At 42.3% G+C, this 22357-nt stretch carries 23 protein-coding genes; 2 read left to right on the top strand and 21 right to left on the bottom strand.

Annotation, left to right across the window (positions count from 1 at the left end):
- Positions 1-329: 329 nt before the first annotated feature.
- Complete coding sequence (locus WMO37_RS03850) at positions 330-1358, top strand: 3-deoxy-7-phosphoheptulonate synthase (RefSeq protein ID WP_022432210.1); 1029 nt, start codon at positions 330-332, stop codon at positions 1356-1358.
- 64 nt (positions 1359-1422) lie between these two features.
- Here WMO37_RS03850 and WMO37_RS03845 read toward each other — a convergent pair whose 3' ends face one another.
- The 16 genes from WMO37_RS03845 to WMO37_RS03770 all read right to left on the bottom strand — a co-directional run bounded on the left by WMO37_RS03845 (position 1423) and on the right by WMO37_RS03770 (position 17037).
- Positions 1423-1989, bottom strand: a complete 567-nt coding sequence (locus WMO37_RS03845; protein ID WP_227089370.1) for a hypothetical protein — start codon at positions 1987-1989, stop codon at positions 1423-1425.
- A 72-nt stretch (positions 1990-2061) separates the two neighbouring features.
- Positions 2062-2592, bottom strand: coding sequence for an NUDIX domain-containing protein (locus tag WMO37_RS03840; RefSeq protein WP_227089369.1), 531 nt, complete (start codon positions 2590-2592; stop codon positions 2062-2064).
- 19 nt (positions 2593-2611) lie between these two features.
- On the bottom strand, positions 2612-3409 hold the full coding sequence (proC, locus tag WMO37_RS03835; RefSeq protein WP_349154345.1) for a pyrroline-5-carboxylate reductase: 798 nt from the start codon (positions 3407-3409) through the stop codon (positions 2612-2614).
- Positions 3410-3548: 139 nt separating this feature from the next.
- Positions 3549-4829: an aspartate aminotransferase type Ic gene (locus WMO37_RS03830; RefSeq protein WP_227089368.1), complete on the bottom strand. Its 1281-nt coding sequence runs from the start codon at positions 4827-4829 to the stop codon at positions 3549-3551.
- Positions 4830-5175: 346 nt separating this feature from the next.
- On the bottom strand, positions 5176-6165 hold the full coding sequence (locus tag WMO37_RS03825; protein ID WP_227089367.1) for a TRAP transporter substrate-binding protein: 990 nt from the start codon (positions 6163-6165) through the stop codon (positions 5176-5178).
- A 16-nt stretch (positions 6166-6181) separates the two neighbouring features.
- Positions 6182-7900 carry a methyl-accepting chemotaxis protein gene (locus tag WMO37_RS03820; RefSeq protein WP_349154344.1) on the bottom strand — a complete coding sequence of 573 codons (1719 nt, stop codon included), beginning with the start codon at positions 7898-7900 and terminating at the stop codon, positions 6182-6184.
- Positions 7901-8137: 237 nt separating this feature from the next.
- Positions 8138-9664, bottom strand: coding sequence for a ribonuclease Y (gene rny / locus WMO37_RS03815; protein ID WP_227089436.1), 1527 nt, complete (start codon positions 9662-9664; stop codon positions 8138-8140).
- A 105-nt stretch (positions 9665-9769) separates the two neighbouring features.
- The gene (locus WMO37_RS03810) at positions 9770-10405 is read right to left on the bottom strand and encodes a regulatory protein RecX (RefSeq protein ID WP_349154343.1); all 636 of its coding nucleotides are present in this window, start codon (positions 10403-10405) and stop codon (positions 9770-9772) included.
- A 14-nt stretch (positions 10406-10419) separates the two neighbouring features.
- Positions 10420-11493, bottom strand: coding sequence for a recombinase RecA (gene recA / locus WMO37_RS03805; protein ID WP_349154342.1), 1074 nt, complete (start codon positions 11491-11493; stop codon positions 10420-10422).
- 289 nt (positions 11494-11782) lie between these two features.
- A complete protein-coding gene (locus tag WMO37_RS03800; protein ID WP_022432220.1) occupies positions 11783-12259 on the bottom strand; it encodes a CinA family protein in 477 nt (158 codons plus the stop codon).
- Positions 12259-12807 (bottom strand): CDP-diacylglycerol--glycerol-3-phosphate 3-phosphatidyltransferase, encoded by a 549-nt coding sequence (gene pgsA / locus WMO37_RS03795; protein WP_349154383.1) that lies wholly within the window; start codon positions 12805-12807, stop codon positions 12259-12261. Before pgsA ends, WMO37_RS03800 begins: the two co-directional genes overlap by 1 nt.
- A 44-nt stretch (positions 12808-12851) precedes the next feature.
- Complete coding sequence (gene rimO, locus WMO37_RS03790; protein WP_349154341.1) at positions 12852-14180, bottom strand: 30S ribosomal protein S12 methylthiotransferase RimO; 1329 nt, start codon at positions 14178-14180, stop codon at positions 12852-12854.
- Positions 14181-14284: 104 nt separating this feature from the next.
- Positions 14285-14650 carry an Hpt domain-containing protein gene (locus WMO37_RS03785; protein ID WP_349154340.1) on the bottom strand — a complete coding sequence of 122 codons (366 nt, stop codon included), beginning with the start codon at positions 14648-14650 and terminating at the stop codon, positions 14285-14287.
- 105 nt (positions 14651-14755) lie between these two features.
- Entirely contained in the window at positions 14756-15754 is a 999-nt protein-coding gene (locus WMO37_RS03780; protein ID WP_349154339.1) for a hypothetical protein, read from the bottom strand.
- Positions 15733-16515, bottom strand: a complete 783-nt coding sequence (locus WMO37_RS03775) for a putative sodium/potassium/calcium exchanger (RefSeq protein WP_349154338.1) — start codon at positions 16513-16515, stop codon at positions 15733-15735. Before WMO37_RS03775 ends, WMO37_RS03780 begins: the two co-directional genes overlap by 22 nt.
- 36 nt (positions 16516-16551) lie before the next feature.
- On the bottom strand, positions 16552-17037 hold the full coding sequence (locus tag WMO37_RS03770) for an RNA polymerase sigma factor (RefSeq protein ID WP_227089360.1): 486 nt from the start codon (positions 17035-17037) through the stop codon (positions 16552-16554).
- Between the two features lie 392 nt (positions 17038-17429).
- Here WMO37_RS03770 and WMO37_RS03765 point away from each other — a divergent pair, with 392 nt between their 5' ends.
- Complete coding sequence (locus WMO37_RS03765; protein WP_349154337.1) at positions 17430-17939, top strand: transcription repressor NadR; 510 nt, start codon at positions 17430-17432, stop codon at positions 17937-17939.
- Positions 17940-17965: 26 nt separating this feature from the next.
- Here WMO37_RS03765 and WMO37_RS03760 read toward each other — a convergent pair whose 3' ends face one another.
- The 5 genes from WMO37_RS03760 to WMO37_RS03740 all read right to left on the bottom strand — a co-directional run bounded on the left by WMO37_RS03760 (position 17966) and on the right by WMO37_RS03740 (position 22319).
- Complete coding sequence (locus WMO37_RS03760) at positions 17966-18415, bottom strand: cytidine deaminase (RefSeq protein ID WP_496111644.1); 450 nt, start codon at positions 18413-18415, stop codon at positions 17966-17968.
- Positions 18416-18421: 6 nt separating this feature from the next.
- Entirely contained in the window at positions 18422-19504 is a 1083-nt protein-coding gene (locus WMO37_RS03755; protein ID WP_349154336.1) for a DUF3048 domain-containing protein, read from the bottom strand.
- A gap of 88 nt (positions 19505-19592) precedes the next feature.
- Positions 19593-20102, bottom strand: coding sequence for an rRNA maturation RNase YbeY (gene ybeY, locus WMO37_RS03750; protein ID WP_022432230.1), 510 nt, complete (start codon positions 20100-20102; stop codon positions 19593-19595).
- Entirely contained in the window at positions 20086-21111 is a 1026-nt protein-coding gene (locus tag WMO37_RS03745) for a PhoH family protein (protein WP_022432231.1), read from the bottom strand. Before WMO37_RS03745 ends, ybeY begins: the two co-directional genes overlap by 17 nt.
- Positions 21108-22319, bottom strand: coding sequence for a sporulation protein YqfD (locus WMO37_RS03740; RefSeq protein WP_349154335.1), 1212 nt, complete (start codon positions 22317-22319; stop codon positions 21108-21110). Before WMO37_RS03740 ends, WMO37_RS03745 begins: the two co-directional genes overlap by 4 nt.
- Positions 22320-22357 lie beyond the last annotated feature (38 nt).

Genomic DNA, 22357 nt, shown 5'->3' with positions numbered 1-22357 from the left:
TAGTTATATCATAACACTTTTTTACGTGGAATCAACGTTTTAAAAATCAAACTATATTTACATTTCTTATAAAATATAATATAATTCTTTAATCGGCAGATGCCAGGGGCAAAAGGTCTGAAACCACATGAGCTTGCTCATAAATGGGTGAAAGACCTTGCGCCCCGATATGAGCATAAAAGCGGGATAATAATCCCGCGATATGCGAATATTGGGGCGGATTGTAGGAGTGCGCAGCACGGAACAATCCGCAGGCATCATTGTTGGGGCTTTTGACCCCGACATCATCAGAAGTACAAACTATAAGAAATAGAAATGAGGAAAAAGCAATGAGTTTTGAATTTGTTAAAAAGCTTCCGGCACCTAATGAAATTAAAAGAGATTTCCCGGTGCCTGAAAGGATTGCCCGTTTAAAGGCACAGCGCGATGCCGAAATCCGCGATGTTATTACGGGAAAATCTGATAAATTTCTTGCAATTATCGGGCCATGTTCCGCCGACAACGAAGCTGCTGTTTTAGATTATACGCTTCGTTTAAAAAAGGTACAGGAAAAAATCAAAGATAAAGTAATTATTATTCCGCGCGTATACACAAACAAACCGCGTACAACCGGTACCGGTTACAAGGGAATGTTACATCAGCCTGACCCTGAAAAGAAGCCTGATTTACTCGGCGGACTGGTTGCAATCCGTAAAATGCACATCAACGTCATGGAGCAGACCGAGCTGATGCCTGCCGATGAAATGCTTTACCCTGAAAATTACTGGTATTTAGCAGATGTGTTATCTTATGTCGCAGTCGGCGCACGTTCCGTAGAGGACCAGCAGCATCGTCTGACTGTCAGTGGAATGGATGTTCCTGCCGGTATGAAGAATCCGACCAGCGGTGATTTATCCGTCATGTTGAATTCTGTTGTTGCCGCACAGGCAAAGCAGACCTTTATTTACCGCGGCTGGGAAGTCAATACACCGGGCAACGAACTGGCTCACACCATTTTGCGTGGTGCGGTCAACAAGCATGGTCAGTGTATTCCAAACTATCACTACGAAGATTTAATGCGCCTTTCCAATATGTATAAGACCAAAGATTTGAAGAATCCTGCCGTTGTTGTCGATGCCAACCACAGCAACTCCTCTAAAATGTATTTTGAACAGATTCGTATTGTCAAAGAAGTATTGCACAGCTGCAAGCACTCTGCCGATGTGAAACAGCTTGTCAAAGGTGTCATGATTGAGAGTTATATTGAGCCTGGCAACCAGAAAGTCGGCGAGGGCGTTTACGGTAAATCCATTACCGATGCCTGCCTTGGCTGGGAAGAATCTGAACGTCTGTTATACGATATTGCAGACCTTGTATAAAAATTTGCATAAAATTTTCACAAGCAGTCTTTCCTATAAAAGAAAACAAAAGCTGTATGGGTTCTCAGTAAAGATACCCATACAGCTTTTTTAAAATCAACGGATTACAGTACGCTTCCGTATACGTTCCTGCCCCTACCAGAATCACAGCAATTGCCGCAATCATAAGTACATTTTTTCCGGTCAGATGATGAACATAAAACATTTGGTACAAAAAATACAGCGCTGTTCCATACAGAATATACTGCGGCACAACCGACGCCAGATACAGTCCGATTCCTGCCAGTCCGTAATACATCACCGATGTTGAAACCAGCATTCCGGCACAGATTCCCAGATACGCAATATAAAATGCAATCAAATATTTTCTGAATGCCGTCAGCCCCATCATGCCTATCAGCAGTAAATCCCTGAAACGATACCGGATAATATACTTCCAAAGTGCATAATAATTCATTGTAATGTCCGCATATGCCGACAAATAATGCTGATTGTAAATTTCCGGCAATGCAGCCTGATAACGGTACGCTATATTCGCATAGCCGGTTCCGATACAGATACCGGCAAAAAATGTCACCGCAAACCGATGGCGCAGCAAAAAATTTTGCATCAAAAATCTTTTTGTTTTCACACAATCCCCCATTTTACAGACATTCCATATCCATCAATGTTCCTGTCTTTTTCATTTATGGGACAATATATGCTACTTGCGGTTGATATATGCCATAATCGCCGCAACTGTTTTAGAATCCTGAATCTTGCCGCTGTAAATCATATCGGCAAGTTCCTGTGGTGTATACGCATAGACATCAATATACTCATCTTCATCTAAATGCTGCTGTGTCTTTTTTAAACCGGTTGCCAGATAAATGTCAATGACCTCGTCACAGAAGGCAATTGCCGTAACAATTGAAATCAGTGGTTCTAAATGCTCTGAAGCATATCCTGTTTCTTCTTCCAGTTCTCTTGCAGCTGCTTCAATCGTCGGTTCGTCCTTGCTGTTTAATCCGCCCGCCGGAATTTCCAGTGTATAACGGTCTACCGAATTGCGGTACTGTCTTACCATTAAAATTTTACCGTCATCTGTGACCGGCACAACTGCCGCTGCCCCCTGATGTCCGATAAAATCCCAGACCGCCGTATTGCCGTTTGGCACTTTAATCGTATCCGCATACATGGATAAAATTGTGCCTTTATATTTTAATTCTCTCTGAACTCTTTCAATATGTTCCATACAATTCTCCATTTTTGATCTATTTTATTTTCGTACATGCCTCATAGCACTTATCCGTTGCTTTTATCACAGCATTTCTAAATCCGTATTCTTCCAGTGCCGCAACACCCTGAATTGTTGTTCCTGCCGGTGAGCATACGTTATCTTTTAATTTGCCCGGATGTTCTCCAGTCTGTAATACCATTTTGGCTGAACCTAAAAGTGTCTGTGCCGCCAGCTTATAAGCGTCCTGTCTTGGGATACCGTATTTTACAACGCTGTCTGCCAGCGCTTCGATAAACATATACGCATATGCCGGTGAACTGCCGCTTGCACATACAACGGCACTCATTAAATGCTCCGGCACGGTAACTACTTCACCGAAGGACTGGAAGAACTGTTCTATCGTATCGCGTTCTTCGATTGTAAATTCTTCTTTATTATAGCTGATGCCTGTCATTCCTTCACCTACCAGCGCCGGTGTATTCGGCATGGCTCTGACAACACGCACACTGCCGCCTAATTTCCCCTTAATACTGTCAATCGTAATTCCCGGCGCAATAGAGATAATGACCTTCTCCGGTGTAATCACATTTTCAATGTTCTTTAAAACTGCATCGTACATCTGCGGCTTAACGGCTAAAATAATATACTTTGCGTTATTTGCACATTCTGCATTGCTCTCGGCATATTTTACACCGGTCTGTGCGCTGATTTTTTCACATTTTTCTTTGTGCGGTGTCGTAAATATAATCTGTCCCGGTGCAAATTCTCCAAGTACGCCGTTTAACATCGCATATCCCATATTTCCCATTCCAATAAATCCAAACTGTGCCATTTTTCTTCCTCCATCTCCGCATATATTTGTGCTGTAAATGATATAACTATAAAAGGGCTTTCGCACATTTCCAAATATCTGCATTTTTATGCAAATCCTTCTTTGTGCGACCGCCCTTTTATTATATCAATTTCTGTAATTATTTTGCAAGAAGCTTCTCTACGCTTACCAGTTTTACACAAAGAACAAATAAATCAGCTGCCTGTGCCATCTCTTCCGGTGTTGGGAATGACGGTGCAATTCTGATATTGCTGTCTTTCGGGTCTTTTCCGTAAGGGAATGTTGCACCGGCATTTGTAAGCTTTACACCGGCTTCCTTACACTTTGCAACGATTTCCTTCGCGCAGCCTTCCATTGCATCAAATGAAATGAAGTAACCGCCTCTTGGTGCGTACCATGAACCGATACCCAGTCCGCCAAGTTCTGTATTTAACACTTCCAGTACCGCTTCAAACTTTGGACGCATCTGTTCTGCATGCTTTCTCATATGTTCCTTTAAACCGTTGATATCCTTAAAATATCTTACATGACGTAACTGGTTTAACTTATCATATCCGATTGTCTGGATTGTCAGTGACTTCTTAATGTCTGCAAGATTTGCTTCTGATGAAGCCAGTGCCGCAATACCTGAGCCTGGGAAGCTGACCTTTGAAGTGGATGCAAATTCAAATACCATATCCGGATTTCCTGCTTTTTCACATTCAGAAATGATGTCTAAGATTTCATCCTGCTTGTCATCGTATAAATGATGAATCACATAAGCGTTATCCCAAAAAATTCTGAAGTCCTTTGCTGCCGGCTTTAAGTTTGCAAAACGCTTTACGGTTTCGTCTGAATAAGTAAAGCCCTGTGGATTTGAATACTTTGGAACACACCAGATACCCTTTACGGTTTCATCGTTGTTTACATACTGTTCTACCATATCCATGTCCGGACCGGATTCTGACATTGGAATGTTAATCATTTCAATACCAAAATGTTCTGTGATTGCAAAATGTCTGTCATATCCCGGTACCGGACATAAGAACTTCACCTTGTCAAGCCTGCCCCAAGGTGTGTTTCCTAAAATACCGTGTGTGTAAGCTCTTGATACCTGATCGTACATAATATTCAGACTTGCATTACCATAAACAATAATATGCTCAGGAGTGGTGCCCATCATATCTGCCATCAGCTTTTTAGCTTCCGGAATTCCGTCTAATACACCATAATTTCTACAGTCTGTTCCGTTTTCTGCCTTTAAATCAGAAGAAGCGTTAATTGCATCTAACAGACCCAAAGATACATTCAGCTGTGTTGCAGACGGCTTACCTCTTGACATATCAAGATTTAATCCCTTTGCTTTTGCTTCTGCATACTGCTGGTTTAACTCAGCCTGTAAGGTTAATAATTCTTCTTTGCTCATTTCACTGTACTGCATAAAATCCTCCTAGTTCATTGCTTATTTTTCTGTAGCTTGCATTATCATACAATGTTTCCGGCAAAAAAGCAAGCTTATTGTTATTTATTTGAACTTTTTTCTGTTTTGAACTTATTTTATTAAGTTGTTTCTTTATTTTAGTTTATATTATTAATGGTATTGTTCTTATCTGCCTTTTTATCTGAAGTGTTCTTATCCATTTAATTTACTTTCTTCTGTAAAAAGATTTTATTACAACTTTTTATAATACAACTTTCAAATGTGCCTTATAAAATAAAAAAGCTGTGTCTTCCGTTTTACCGGATTACACAGCTTTTACTTTCTTTTTTTCAGACTACCGCAAATTTTACTGCGCCGCCTTAATTTTTCTGATAATGGTCATATATTTTGCGCTGACCTTTTCATTGATTGGCTCTGCAACGCTTTGGAATTTTGCGGACTGTTCCTTTGTTAAATATGTAATCGTACAGCCAGCATCCTCTGCAGCTTTAATTGCTTTTTCATCATATTCCTGCATCCATTTACGCTGAAGCTGTCCGGCTTCCTGTGCGCACTCTCTGACAATCTGCTGCTGCTCGGAAGTAAGCTTGTTCATAGATTCCGTTGATGCCACAATCATTTCCGGGATTCTTGTATGCTCATCAACCGTAATATATGGTGCCACTTTATAATGTCCCGTTGAAATATAGGACGGCCAGTTATTTTCCGCACCGTCAATCGTTCCGGCTTCAATGGAGTTATAAATATCATTATAAGATACATTGATCCCCTTTGCACCACAGCTTTCCAAAAACGCAAACATCGAATCTGTATTAACACGCAGTGTCAGTCCTGCCAGATCCTCCGGACTTGTAATCGGTCTTACATTATTATAAAAATTTCTTGAACCACCGGATACCCAGCACAAACCTTCCAGACCGTTGTCCTTTAACTGCTGCGCCTTTAAAAATTCATTTCCGATTTCTCCGTCCAGCACCTTCCACATATCGTCTTCGCTGCTGTACAGATACAATGCCTGAAACGCCTTGATATCATCATAATATGCTGCCACCGGTGATGATACTCTGACAAAATCAATTCCCCCCACGGTTGCCTGTGCTATCTGTTCCGCTTCCGTACCAAGTGTTGAACCATGATAAACTTCTATGACAACTTTTCCGTTTGTTCTTTTCTTAACGAGCTCTGCAAATTTGTCACACGCCTGTGCCGTCGGGTGGTCGCCTTCCTGCACATCTGACATAATCAGAGTGACAACACCTTCATTTTTTGTACCGCAGCCTGAAAATGCAAATAACAATGTCACCAGCATTCCAATAAATAAGACTTTCTTTCTCATACTGTTCCCGCCTCCATTATATTCTTGTAAAACGTCCTACCGTATTTTCCAACCGTTCTGACACAGATTCAGTCTGTGACATTTCTTCTTTAATCTGACTGATACCCTCTGTCAGACCAACCGTATTATTAGAAACAGTTGCAATACCATCGGAGTTTTCATTAATTGTAGAAGACATTCCACGGATTAACTTTGCCACTTCTTCCGTTGCCTGTTTTAATTCTACTGCCTTATCTGTAAATCCGCGCATAATATCATCAAAATTTCCTGCGTCCTGATTGTACTGTTCACCAATATTGACCAGTTTATCATAATCCGGCATAACAACCTCTACGATAAAATCAATCATCTTATTGGCATTGTCGGCAAGCTCTGCAACGGAATTGGTCACCTCGTTGCTGATTGCCTGAATATCATTTGCCGTACTTCTGCTGGAATCCGCAAGTACTCTGATTTCATCTGCAACGACTGCAAAACCTTTTCCGGCTTCTCCGGCACGTGCCGCCTCTATCGAAGCATTTAGCGCTAAAAGATTGGTTTGGCTTGAAATACTTAAAATATTATCTGTCAGATCATTAATCTTTTCAACGCCCTTGCTTCTGTCCAAAGAATCCCTGACAGAATTTCTGATTTCATCTGCCATTTTACTTGTATTTTCTTTACTTGCAATTCCCTCTTCTTTTAATTTAACCGCTTTACCCTTAATATCTTTTGCAATTGCAGAACCATCACCTGCCTGATGTGCAATCTTTTCCATACTATCACTGATAAAGTCTGCCTGCTCACTGATGTGTTCTGCGGCCGTTGCCATTTCTGCCATACCGGCTGTCAGCTGTTCCATAGTCGCCGATACATCCATAATGTTTCCATCCGCAGTTGAAATCTGTCCGTAAACCGCATTGACACTGTTTTTCATTTCAACCGCATCATTTTTCATTTCTGCAATAATGCCATGAAGCACACCGATAAACTGATTGACTCCTGCAACCAGCTGTCCGACTTCATCCGATGATTTCTGTGAAACTCTTGCTGTCAAATCGCCATCCTGTGCTTCAATTCCCACAATAATGCCTTTAAGCTCCCCGGTTGCAATCTTTGCCGGACGGATAATGGTATATCCTGCTGTTAAAATACCAAGAATCAGTGATACTACCAAAAGCACACCGACTGTTACAAATGTAATCCTGCTGATTGTCATATTATTACTCAGCGCCTTCTGTGCCCGGATTGTATTGACCGTATTCTGCACCTCCACTGAGTGAATGGATATTTCCAGACTACCGTAGAGTTTGCTTAACTTACTGTTTACCCCTGTTTTGTCTGTAATGCTTCCATTTTGAATCTGTTTTAAAACATCATTGTACTGGGTATTGTACGTATTATACGACTGCTCCAGCTTGTTTACCGTTTCTCCCGCTCGGTCAGTTGTTGCATTTCCCTTTAAATTCTGCAGGGAAGTCACAACTGCCCCCTGGGTTTTGGTGATATTACTCATCGTTGTGGATTTCTGCGTGTCATCGTCAATCAGATATTCCAGCATCTGTGACTGAAGACTGACTACATTCTTAGAAATAGCATCCACTTCTTCAATACTTGTAAGGTATTTCTGACTGATTTCATTTGTAATTGTTCCCATACCGTTAATCTTGGAATTTACAATGATAATTCCAACACCACAAACCAGAAATACCAGCAGCAACACATAACTAATTTTTGCGCCTATTGATTTCATCATACATATTCGCCCCTTTATATTTTTTTGTTCCGGCTGGAACTTAGTAAAATTATACCATATTTTGTTATAAAATGTTTATTTTTTTGAAATTTTTGTAAATTTTGTTTGTAAAACACACTGCGTTTTATAATGCAGCATACCTTAAAAAATCCATAATTTCCTGAACAACAAAAAAAGACCGTGTCCTAACAATCTGCATTGTTAAGACAACGGTCTGTTTCATGAACTTTATCGTAATTACTTTGCGTAGCCAACGGCTCTGGACTCTCTGATTACACTAACCTTAATCTGTCCAGGATATTCCATCTGCGTTTCAATCTGCTTCGAAATATCTCTCGCCATAAGTACCATATCTGAGTCGCTAACGACTTCAGGAACAACCATAACACGAATCTCTCTACCCGCCTGAATGGCAAATGATTTTTCAACTCCCTTGAAGGAATTGGTAATATCTTCTAATTGTTTAAGTCTGTTTGTATAAGTTTCTAACGTTTCTCGTCTTGCACCAGGTCTTGCGGCTGAAATTGTATCAGCAGCCTGTACAATACAAGCAATTAAGCTTTCCGGCTCAACGTCACCATGATGTGCTTCTACTGCATTAATTACGATTGGGGATTCCTTGTACTTCTTACATAAATCCACACCAATCTGAATATGTGAGCCTTCCATTTCATGGTCAACTGATTTACCGATGTCATGTAATAAGCCTGCGCGCTTTGCCAGCTTAATATCCACGCCAACCTCACCAGCTAACAGTCCTGAAAGCTGTGCAACTTCAATTGAATGCTTTAACGCATTCTGACCATAGCTTGTTCTAAAACGCATCCGTCCAAGTAATCTTACCAACTCCGGATGAATGCCATGAACGCCAACCTCAAGGGTTGCTGCTTCACCTTCTTCTTTAATTAATACTTCTACTTCTTTCTGGGCTTTCTCAACCATTTCTTCAATTCTTGCCGGATGAATACGTCCGTCAAGAATCAGCTTTTCAAGTGCAATTCTTGCAACTTCTCGTCTGATTGGATCAAACCCTGATAAAACAACGGCCTCCGGTGTATCATCAATAATCAGTTCTACACCTGTTAATGTTTCAAGAGTACGGATATTACGTCCCTCTCTACCAATAATACGGCCTTTCATTTCATCATTTGGAAGCTGGACAACTGAAATCGTCGTTTCTGCTACATGGTCAGCAGCACATCTCTGAATTGCTGATACAACATACTCCTTCGCTTTCTTATCTGCTTCCTCCTTCGCTCTGCTCTCTAATGTCTTAACCATTACGGCAGTATCATGTTTCACTTCATCTTCAACAGTCTTTAATAGATATTCTTTTGCCTGTTCGGAGGTAAGTCCTGAGATTCTTTCTAGTTCCTGCTGTCTCTTCTGCTCAAGTTCATCAACCTTCTGCTTCATCTTACCAAGTTCTTCTTCTTTCTTGGTAATGCTCATGTCACGCTTCTCAACGGCTTCAATCTTCTTATCAAGAGTTTCTTCTTTAGAAAGGACACGTCTTTCATAACGCTGTATTTCAGCACGTCTTTCTTTCGTTTCTTTTTCGAGTTCATTACGGGTCTTTAACGACTCCTCCTTAATCTCTAAAAGCGACTCTTTCTTTTTGGTCTCAGCTGTCTTTAAAGCTTCATCTATTATCTCTCTGGCCTTGTCATTGGCATTGCCAATGGTTGTATTGTGAATCTTCTTCTGTACGGAAGATGACACAAGCCATGTAATAGGTGCAACAATCACTAATGTAGCAATCATCGTGATAATAACTGACGACACAGGAGCACCTCCTTATTAAGTTTTCATTGTACAAACATACAATATAATAATATTATACTTATTTCAATTCCTTGTCAAGAAAAACTAGTCATGTTCGCACTCACTAACCACAATATCAAGTGCCTTTTTGATACTGTCAGACTGAAAGCCTTTTCTGTAAAAACTGCCCATCAGTTTCATCTTTTCTTCATAGGAAAGCGGCAGCTTTCCTGCCGCTTTCCTGCGCATCTGAACAAGAATCTGCTCCAGTTCGGAATCTTCGTTCTGTCCGTAATACTCCTCACATGCCTGATCAATCAGTTCTCTTGAAATTCCTTTTTTCTGCAAAAACAACTCAATCTGTTTTCTGCTTTTTTTCTGGCCCTTAAACTGAACATACATCTGTGCAAACCGCTCGTCACTCAGATATCCGAAATGCCTGACATAGGCAAGCGCGCCCTCAACAGATTCCTGTGGATAAAAGTCCCTTTGCAGTTTTTCCGTCAGTTCTTTTTCTGTATAATCCTTTGCCTGTAGCAGATACATTGCACGCTTGACAGCCCTTTTATCCAGAAGCTCTGTGCGGAGCTGTTCAAGGTCTTCCTGCGCAAGCGCTTTTCCCTCTGCAATGCCGTACCTGCGCACTTCCGTACTGTAAAGCGCAAATGCCTGTTCCCCATTGATATAGACCAGCCTGCGCCTTCCCGAAAGCTCTTCTATCTTTGTTACAATCTGTTCCATAACCTATCCTGTATTTAGACTTCCGGTTCTGACTGCTTTGCTGTCTTTGCAGCTTTTTCCTTCTTATCTACGGCTTCACTGTCTTCTTTTTCTTCACCGATGCCGTAGTGGGCACGTACCTTTTCGTCAATCTCTGCCAGCATATCCGGATGTTCTGTCAGGAACTGCTTTGCGTTCTCACGTCCCTGTCCGATCTTATTCTCATTGTAAGCAAACCACGCGCCGCTCTTTTGTACAATGCCGACATTCGCTGCCAGATCGAGAATATCCCCGACAGCGGAAATACCCTTGCCGAACATAATATCAAATTCTGCTTCCTTAAACGGCGGCGCAACCTTATTCTTTACAACCTTGACTCTTGTACGGTTACCGATCACTTCACCACCCTGCTTTAAAGTTTCAATTCTTCTGACATCCATTCTGACAGAAGCGTAGAACTTTAACGCACGACCGCCGGTTGTCGTTTCCGGATTACCGAACATAACACCCACTTTTTCACGCAGCTGATTGATAAAGATAACCACGCAGTTATTCTTGCTGACAACCGGTGTCAGCTTTCTTAATGCCTGTGACATCAGACGCGCCTGAAGACCGACATGGGAATCTCCCATATCGCCGTCAATTTCCGCTTTCGGAACGAGTGCCGCAACGGAATCCACGATAATAATATCTACCGCACCGGAACGCACCATCGTTTCGGTAATCTCAAGTGCCTGCTCACCGCTATCCGGCTGTGAAATATATAAATTGTCAATGTCGACACCGATATTCTTTGCATAAACCGGGTCCAGAGCGTGTTCAGCATCAATAAAGCCCGCAATACCGCCGCGCTTCTGAACTTCGGCTACCATATGTAATGCTACCGTTGTCTTACCACTTGATTCCGGTCCGTAAATCTCAACAACTCTGCCTCTCGGAACGCCCCCCAGTCCCAAAGCAATATCAAGGCTTAAAGAACCTGTCGGAATGGATTCTACATTCAGATTCACATTCGATTCGCCCAGCTTCATAATAGAACCTTTACCAAACTGCTTCTCAATATTAGATATCGCTGCATCCAGCGCTTTTAACTTCTCATCACTTGCCATAAATTCATACCTGCTGTAGAACTTCTACAGCGCAAACTCTACGGAACAGGTTGTTTGCATTCTTCCTTCCTTCTGATAATTTCCTGTCCTGCCGTAATTGAACATCTGTTCGTTGTGATTAATATACACTATTTCACTCAGGCTGTCAAGCAAAAAACGAACAAATATTCGTGTATTGCATAAAAAATACTGGAATATTTGCATAATCACATTTTATCACAATCTATCCCAGCATGTAAAGTTTTTATTTTATTTTTATTTTGAAACTATATTACAGATTCCTGTACATTTATTCTGAAACGACCCCAAGTGCCAGTGCCAGTGCCTCGCAGGCTGCCTGTCTTCGGATTTCTTCACGGCTGCCCGTAAATTGAAAACGTGCCGCATATACACTTCCTTCAAATGCAATGCCGATATAAACCAGCCCCACCGGATTACCTTCATCCGGGTCGGGTCCCGCAACTCCCGTAACCGAAACTGCCAGACTGCTCTGTGCCGCTGCCGCAGCTCCTGCCGCCATTTCCTGCGCTACCTGTGCGCTGACAACCGTATACTGCTTCAAGGTATCCTCACGGACTCCCAGAAGCTTCTTTTTGGCTTCGTTGGAATAAGTAATATAGCCTTCTTTAAAACAGGCAGAGGCACCGGCAACACTGACGATTGCCGATGCAATCATGCCGCCGGTACAGGACTCCGCCGTTGTCACCGTCAAGTTTTTCTTTTTTAAAAGTTTTACCAGCTTTTCTGCTGTTTCTGACTGTTCCATTATTTTGACGACCCTTCTAAAAATACCTTATAATTCTTTACAATATAGTCTACCAGTGAAATCACCGTCAGCGCCAGTGCCACATAAACCAGCACCATGCCGACAACATTTGCATAAGCAAACTGCAAATCGACCACAAGATAAATAATCATAAGCATCTGGAATGTTGTCTTAAATTTGCCCCAGTAGCTTGCAGCAATCACGACCCCGTTATCCGATGCCACCAGACGGAATCCGCTGATAATAAATTCTCTTGCAATGATGATAATAACAACCCATGCGGCGATTTTATTCAAATCCACCAGCGCAATGAGCGCCGAACACACCAGCAGCTTATCTGCCAGCGGATCCATAAACTTTCCGAAATTCGTTACAAGATTGTACTTTCTTGCAATCTTTCCGTCCAGCATATCCGTAAGACTTGCCGCAATAAAAATCACTGCCGCAATAATTTTATCATAACCGTGAAACCAGTCTGTATACAAAAACAGAATAAAAAACGGAATCATCACCGTTCTTAAAATCGTCAGTTTATTCGGTAAATTCATTTTCATACCATACTCCATTCCGCAGGCATTTTAATGCCGCATTTCTAGTCCTCAACAAGGCTTCCTATTAAATCATACTCCATTGCGCCTGTAATTTCAACGCGGACAATCGCACCGGACATCAAATTTGCCGTGGTGTTGACAAAAACAAACCCGTCAACATTCGGCGCATCCTTATAAGAACGTCCGACATACGCTTCATCATCGGAAATTTTTCCTTCAATCATGACTTCAATCGTCTTTCCGACCATATCCGCTGATTTATCCAGTGAAACCTCCTGCTGTAACTCCATGACTTCATCGCGCCACTGTTCTTTGACTTCTTCATCAATCTGATTATCCATTTCTGCTGCCGGTGTGCCTTCTTCCGGTGAATATGTAAAGACGCCCAGACGGTCAAATTCCATGCTGTCCACAAATTCCATCATCTGCTCATGGTCTTGCTTCGTTTCTCCCGGAAAGCCCGTAATCAACGTTGTACGAAGGGCAATATCCGGAATTTCCTTACGAAGCTTTGTGATAATGTCAATTAATTCCTGTCTGCTCGTTCTTCTGCCCATACGCTTTAAAATGGCATCGCTGGCATGCTGAATCGGCATATCCAGATAGTGACAGACCTTCGGCTCATTTTTAATTGCCTGAATCAGTTCGTCATTGATTTCTTCCGGATAGCAGTATAAAATGCGTATCCATTTTAAATCTTCAATCTGTCCCAGCTTATGAAGCAGCTCCGGCAGTGCCTTTTTTCCATATATATCCGTACCGTAAACGGTCGTTTCCTGCGCCACCAGAATCAGTTCCTTTGCGCCGTTTGCCACAAGGGCTTCTGCCTGCTCCACCAGATAATCCATTGGGTAGCTTCTGTAATTTCCGCGAATTTTTGGAATAATACAGTAGGTACAGTGCTTGTCGCACCCTTCCGCAATCTTTAAATATTCATAATACCCGCCGGTCGTCACCACTCTCTTAGAGCGCACAAGCGGCAGTCGGTCGGTATCTTCAATCGAATTATACGTTCTTCCGTCTAAAACGGCTTCAATGACATCTGCAATTTTATCATAGGAAGATGTTCCGATAAATGCATCGACTTCCGGGATTTCTTTTGTGATTTCGTCCTGATAGCGGTGTGCAAGACAGCCTGTAACAATCAGAATTTTACACTTGCCGTCTTTTTTGTGTTCTGCCATTTCCAGAATCGTGTTAATACTTTCCTGCTTTGCATCGTGGATAAAACAACAGGTATTGACCGCAATGACTTCTGCTTCCATTTCATCATCTGTAAAGGTAAATCCTCTGTCATTTAAGATTCCAAGCATATTTTCCGTGTCAACCAGATTTTTATCACAGCCGAGTGAAACAAACATTACTTTCATTCATTCATCTCCATTATCTTTACACAAATACAAGGGAAGGCGGTCTTTGACCAGTCTTCCCTTTATTGTCTGTTTATTTTTGCAATTCATTATATTCTGCCGTATTACTGCACTGTACATACTTTTGTGATTGCCGTGCAGACGTTTTCGTAGGTCTGTGACAGTCCCTTAAAATCTTCCGGTATGCCCTCCATGCTTCTGCCTCTTAAAATCTCCACCATGGGAACAATCATTTTGCTCATGGAATCAATGCTTAAATTGGCGCATAAGCCTTTCAGCGCGTGTGCCGCCTCAAATGCATCATCTACACTGCCGTTTTGCACCGCCTGTTTTAACCGGCTCATCAATGTATCTTCTACAAATGAATTTAAAAATTCAAAATACATTTCTTCATCGTCCAAAAAACGTTTTAACGCCGTATCTACATTAATCCCGGCTTCTGTCAATACCGTTCTTGCAGTATCCTTCATATGTCGTCCCCTTTTGATTTTGCAATCATCAATCAATGCCTTAATACAAATATACCGTATTACTTTTTGATTTTAACATATCCAAGTCTTAAAGACAACACTCTTTTACTCCTGCTTTCTCTGGTTCTCCTGTCCCGTTCCGATGCTGTTTTTTTCATCCTCGATTTCATTTTCCATTTCCTGAACTTTATTGTCCTGTGCAAGGGCAGCCATGATTCTGCGGACATCTTCCGGCTTAAACATCCCGATGGCTCTTGCCAGCTCCGCTTTGTTATCGCGGTTGACCTTTAACGTGCCGCCACCCGCAAGCGGAATACTAAGGACATTGCTTTCATCACTCATATCGCCGAGACATAACGCGCCGTGTTCATCATCACAGATAAAAACCGTGCCTTTATATTCGATAATACCGCTTTCATCTGCCAGCTCATAATACGGCGCATGCTTTTTTCCGTCAAATTTATCAAACGGCGTATGTACGGCTGTTTCCTTTGTACGCTCTGTCGTTGTAACATCTTCTGTCTGGCTGTCCGGCTGATTTTTCACTTTGTCGTGTGTTTTTTCCAAGAAATCCGCCAGCGAATTCATCTGCATATAACCATGCCAGTTCTTTGCCTCCATCTGTTCCTGTGCCGTACTCTTTACAATCTGTGTAAAATCCATTTTATCATGAAGATTATCCATGCCGAAACAAAGCTTTTCCGTTGCCGCCAAAAACAGTCCGTCTGCATTCTGTACAAGCTTCTGTTTTGCCGCATAAGCTGAATATGCCGCCATTTGAACATACGTGGCATTGGACGGGTCTACCTTGTTTAAGGAAACTTCTTCCTCTGTTACATTGCCCTCACTGTCCCATGTTTTTACAAGATATTTCGGGTCTTTTGGATTAAAATCCGCCGGTTTGTAAACTGTCAGGCTTCCGCCGCCTGCCAGTGATGTGGACATCACAGCCTCATTTCCCTGCGTATCGTCAAACCAGTGCAGAGTGCAGTGAGTTACTCGTCCACTCACATCATCATACTGTCCTGCCTGCTTGTTTTTCCGGTTCATAATCGTCTGTGTCAGTCCGATTCCCGTTCCTGCTATATTGATTCCAATTCCCATTTTTTTATATCCTCCTCATGTTCTTTCTGCTCGTTATCCAGTTCCTTTTGTTCTTCTTTTTCAAGCCGCTTCTTAAGCTCCTGTTCCTGTTCTTTTTTCACATCATCAATCGTATCGTCTAAATTTTTTACAAGCTTGTCCCATTCCTCCACGCTCATCTGCGTTGCCCCTGTTGCAAATTTAGGCGGACCGTTTTTGATTCTGTTCTTTACGTATGCTGCAAATTCTTCAAGCGCCTCATGCCAGTCTTTGTCTGTCTGCTGCTCTTTGCCATTCTTTTGTACGCAGGCTTTTGCCGCCTGTTCTATGAGATTGCCGGTTTCTTCGTCAATTTTATCCAAATCAACAGAATATGCCTTTACTGTCCCATCATCAAATTTCTGTTCGACATATACTGTTTTGCCGTCATCCGACTGCTTTGCCTTTAACACATACCCTTCTGCCAGATGTTTTTCAACATAATCCGCATCTTCTGCCGTAAGATTTTTCACTTCACAGGCTGACACCGCTTTGGATAAAACGCCTTCTGCCACCACTTCCTTTGCCCGCAGTCCGCCCATGCTTCCAAACTCTGCAATCCCTGATGCCTGCGCTCCGTCTGCGGCTGTCATACACGTTTCATCCGTGTCTTCACTGCGGTATTTTTCATCATAACTTTTCTGCAATTCATAAGCAAAGCCATCCTGCTGCTTTCCTTTTACTTTCTTTCCGCTTTGTGCCGCATTTTCATAAAACCGGCTGCCAATCCTACTGACTTCCATTTGTTCCTCCGTTCTAAAATTTCTGTCAAATCCTGTCTACTTTTCCAAAAATTCTTTCAGCGCCTGCCTGCCGCGTTTTAAATTGGTCTTCACCGTATTTTCGGGCATTTCCAGACTCTGTGCAATTTCTTTAATCGAATAATCTTCATAATAAAACAAATACAGGCAGTTTCTGTATTTTTCCGGCAGCTGTAATACCGCCCACATCATATCATCCTGTATTTCCGTAAAATTCTCACAGCTTCCTCTCTGCGCTTCGCTGACCTCTTCCATGCTGACACTCGTTTTGTGCCATTTGCTTTTTAACAAATCCCTGCACAGATTGATTGTCACACGCACAATCCATGCCCGCTCATGCTCCATGCTCTGATAACGCATATCATGCCGGATAATCTTTAAAAATACTTCCTGTGTAATGTCCTCTGCATCTGCATGGTTTTTCACCTGTGAAAATGCTACTCTGTATATCAGCTGATAATAATCCCGGAATATCTGCTCCAGTCTTTCTTTTGTTTCTCCCATTCTCTCTTCAGACACCCGTGTATCTTATACCTCCCGTCACTCATAATACGATTGTAAAACCTGAAAAGTTTCAAATTAAAAAGCCTTTTTTATTTTCCCATTACTGATATTATCGGACGTTCCGTCATAATTCATGAAAACTCCGATGATTTTACGCCTCAGCCTGCCGGCAATTCCGGCATAAAAAAACGGCTGCGGCGTTATCTGTGCTTATTAATAAGAATCATTTCTGCACACATTTTCTAAATAAAGTATTGCAAATCTTTGTCCGAGGAAATAAAATAAAATTCTGACGAAGTCAAATAACTATGGTTCTCTGTTTTTTAGCGAGGGCAGAAAACCTGACGTCGGGTGAAAAATTGCAGAGAAATGTCTGCGGAATGGGGATTATTATGAACGGCGAAGAACGCAGAGAAAAACTTGTTGAACTTCTTAAAAATACAGAATCACCGCTCTCCGGCACACGGCTTTCACGCTTACTGCACGTAAGCCGTCAGGTCATTGTCAATGACATTGCCCTGTTAAGAGCGGCAAATGTTGATATTCTTTCAACGAACAAGGGGTATCTGCTTTCCGCACCGGTTTCTTCAACTCGTGTTTTTAAGGTCTGTCATGCCACGGAGGATTTTGAACGTGAAATGCAGACCATTATTGATGCAGGCGGCAAAATACAGGATATTATCATCGAACACCCTGTATACGGTAAAATTTCCGCGCCGCTTGAGATTTATTCCAGAAATGATATTGTAAAATTCAAAGAAAAAATGCAGAGCGGTAACGCTGTGCCGCTCTGCGATATTACCTCTGGTGTACATTACCACACCATACTGGCTTATTCTGATGAAATTTTAGATGATGTTGCCGCTGCTTTAAAAAGCAATGGTTTTCTGCTTTCCAGATAGAACATTCTGCCCGGATTGGAATTCATTTAGAGCTTAAAGCTTTCCGGCAGCAAATCTTTTATCGTATAACTTTCAATGCCGTCTTTATCTGCCAGCAGAATCTGTGCATTTTCCGTCATAAACTCTGCCAGTACCTGTCTGCAGATGCCGCATGGCGGCGTTTTCTGATGGGACGATGATACGATGGCAATCCGCTCAATCTGCGTATACCCTTCCGATACCGCTTTAAAAACTGCCGTACGCTCCGCACAGTTGGTTGCACCGTACGAAGCATTTTCAATATTACAGCCCGTAAAAATTTTTCCTTCTTTGGTGAGCAGTGCCGCACCCACGCGGAAGTGGGAATATGGCGCATACGCATGCTTCATTGCCGCATATGCTTCTTCTACCAGTTTCTGATTCATTTCATCACTACTGCAATCCATTTTTCTCTCCTGTCTTTTTTCAAGCTCACAAACCGCATTGTATTCAGTTATCCAGCCTTACTCAACCGTAATATTCTGTGTCGTTTCAACCTGACAGATATAGGTCTTTCCCTGATTTAACACAATTTCTGTTCCGTCTTCATAATAATATTTTGTCGGGCCGCTGGTTTCGGAATCCTTTTTCCACGTCACCTGCACGGCTTTTCCGTTGGTAATAAACAGTCCCGCGCCTGTTCCGTCCACCTTATAATTCGGTGTTCCGTTTTCATAATAGTCCGGTTCAACATATTTGACGAGAATGTTTTTATAAGAAAGCTGCTCTCCGGTTTCCGCATCAATCTGTGCATCATCAAACTGGAACCTTAAATATTCCCCAGTGCTTTCATCATATTCAAACCACGGCTTATTGTACGGATACCCCGGATAAAAGGTATTACACGTTTCACCGCCTGCAATCTGTATCTGTTTGTCATCCTCTTCATTAAAACTAAACGGTTTTACAAAATTCTGCGGATAAACTGTATCATACCCTTTCTTTGCCACACTGTCCATAATACCATTCCATGAAGTATAAGCATTGTGCGGTGCTACACGGTCAGCGGTTCTGTAAAAAGAACAGTATGCCATGCCATCTAATGCATGAAAGGACTGCTGTGCCAGATAATCCGCCGCATATTCCGAATAGCCGAAATGTACATAGTTGGCTTCAAATTCTTTTGCAAATAACAGATAATAGGTACGGCAGCTTCTAACAGGTCCGATCTTTTCCAACTCCGTCTGATTTTCAAAAAAACAGCACAATCTTGTAATGCCGCCTTCCACAAGTGACTCAAACACAATATCTGCTTTGCTGATATTCGACTGCGGCATCGCCTGCTTGATATTACTGTACATCACTGCCACAGCCTTCTGCTGTGCCAGTTCGCTGCTTTCCCACTTTCCGCTGATCACACTCTGCGCCTGTCCCGCATGTGGATTTTTCACTTCCTGTGTGGTCTGTTCCTGAACAGTCTGGGCCGTACTGTCATTTACCGCTTCCGGACTGCCTTTTTTACGTGTCATCCCATAAATACCCGCCGCAATTCCTGCTGCTGCAAGCACACAGACAATCACAATAATAATACTTTTTTTCTTTTTCATAAATCCTCATTTCCCGGACGGCTTTTAATATCATTTTAAACTGCCTGCTTCCGTCCATAACCGGACAGTTTCCGTAAATTACTGTAAATTATCTTGTAATACCTAAAAGTTCCAGCACTTCACGCTGTTTGGCTTCCATAACCTTTGCTTCGTCTTCTTCCATATGGTCATAGCCAAACAGATGCATCATACTGTGTGCTGTTAAGAATGCCAGTTCGCGTTCCTTGGAATGACCGTATTTTTCTGCCTGTTCTTCAACTTTTTCTACTGAAATGACAATGTCACCCAGCATCAGTTCTCCCGTATCCGGGTTAAAATAATCCTCCGGAAACTGATCCATAACATCTTCCAGCGCATCAAAATCCGCCGGCGTTTCATATTCAATCATCGGAAATGATAACACATCCGTTGCGCGGTCGATTTCGCGGTATTCGCGGTTGATTTCATGAATTGCAGCATTGTCCGTGAGTGTTACATTCACTTCCGCTTCATATGGACACTTTTCATAATCCATCGCCTTTTCAACAACCTGTCTGATAATGGTTTCATAGTCTAAATCCAGTTTTTTTTCGGTTTCATATTCAATGTTTATTGTCATTTTTCTCTCCATTCCGTGTGCGTGCCTGCTTGCTGCGGGTCTGTTTTTTTGCCATACGGCTTTCATACTCCTCATACGCTTTGACAATCTTTTGTACAAGCGGATGACGGACAACGTCCTGGCTGGTCAGCTTGACCATGCCTATTTCATCAACTTTTGACAAAACCTTCATTGCCACATCAAGCCCCGATGTTGTATCCTTTGGCAAATCCTTCTGTGTTAAATCGCCGGTAATCACGACCTTTGAACCAAATCCGATACGTGTCAGGAACATTTTCATCTGCGCCGGTGTTGTATTCTGTGCTTCATCAAGAATGATATAGGCATTGTCCAAGGTACGTCCTCTCATATAAGCAAGCGGCGCAACTTCAATCAGTCCTTTTTCCATATTAGCGGTAAAACTCTCCGCACCCATAATCTGATACAGCGCATCGTATAACGGCCGCAGATACGGGTCTACCTTGCTCTGTAAATCGCCCGGAAGAAAGCCCAGCTTTTCTCCTGCTTCAATTGCCGGACGGGTCAGAATAATCCGTCCGACTTCATTATTTTTAAATGCAGTAATTGCCATCGCCATTGCAAGATAGGTCTTTCCCGTTCCCGCAGGCCCTAAGCCGAATACAATCATTTTATCACGGATTTCATCAACATATGTCTTTTGTCCGAGGGTTTTCGGCTTAATCGGCTTACCTGTAATCGTCCGGCAGATAATGTCCGTATCAATTTCCAAAATGGCATCTTCTTTTTCTTCAAAAGCCAAAGACAGTGCATAATCCACATTCTGCTCTGTAATCTGATTGCCCCTTCTAGCCAGTTCTATCAGATTGTTTAACACACCTGCCGCCTTTTTTACGGCACCTTCTGCACCGATTACCTTTACATCGGAATCCCGTGCAATAATCGTTACTTTTAATGTTCTTTCAATCTTTTTAGCATATTCATCTAACTGTCCAAATACGGCACTGCTGTACTGTGCCGGTAATTCAATCAACGATTCTTTCACACTCATTGTACTGCTTTCGTTTCCTCATTTCCTTCAATTTCAGGCATTGTAACCACCGCATAACCGACTGCCGGCATATCCGCCGTAATCGTGCCTGTCATTACATAGTCTGTCCCGCTGTCATTTATTGTAACACCATTATGCAGGATTTGCACTTTATTTTCAATCAAATCAAGTAAATATATTTTCAATTTCTGATTTAGTACATCTTCGGCTTCCTCCTGCGTATAGCGGCTTTCTTTTATATCATATTCCAGGTACTGCTTTCTGCCGGTACGAAGCGGCAGATAAAAACTGTCCGTAAGCTTTAATACTCTGCTGTCCGTCACAATGTCCGCCTGCTTCAGCGAAGACCATGAAACACCTGCTTCAATCTCCCTGTCTGCAATGCCAAACAGCCACCTTGTCTTTTTTCTGCCGGTGTATTCCTTATATTCATACAGATATGGCAGATGTTCCTCATAAGGAATGTCCACACGTACAAAAATATCCGCATCGGCACTTACCGGCCGCTGATTCACAACTTCTTTGGCATCATTGTATACATCAACAATACCTGACACCAGAATCTGCCCTTTTTCAACTTCATCTCCCGGTTTGACCTTGGGTGTTCCTGCCCGTGTAATCATCGATGTCACCACACCGGAACAGGTTGCCACGATATCTCTTGGCGTGCTGTCTGTCTGTATATCTTCTTTGATTCCGTCATTTTCCTTAATATGGACGATCAGCCGTGTGCCGCTGATTTCAGCCGATACCCACGTAATATCGGGATAATCATTTCTAAGTGCCGTTTCAATACTGTCACAATCCACTGACCGTATCTGCATCCCTGAATAAACACCCTGTCCCGCAAGATATTTGCAAAGACTGCTGTGGGTATATCTGTAATTACCCGTAAATGAAATATCCCAGACATACAGGCTGCAGCTGTATAAAATAATACACGCCGCGGCAATGCCGATAAAAAAAGAAGAGTGCCTACGGTACCGGAACAGTAAAAAACGGATTCCGTGCCGTTTGCTAATCCGCACCGTTGTCTTTGTCTTCCGGCAGATGTCCTTTAGCTGAAAAAAATCCTCTCTCGTAATATTCGCGGTAAATCCCTGCTCCGTTTCCGAAATTTTCCAAAAACCGATATTTTTATGACGGCACATATTTAAAAACCGCTCTATGGAATCTGTCATTACTGTCACTGTTATGTATGCAGACATTATTTTTTGCTGTTTCCACATATCACCGGCATGCCCCT

Source organism: Lachnospira intestinalis, from assembly GCF_040095895.1.
GTDB classification, from domain to species: domain Bacteria; phylum Bacillota; class Clostridia; order Lachnospirales; family Lachnospiraceae; genus Lachnospira; species Lachnospira intestinalis.
The sequence above is the reverse complement of the archived record's forward strand: the minus strand, read 5'-3'. Positions and strand labels throughout refer to the sequence as shown.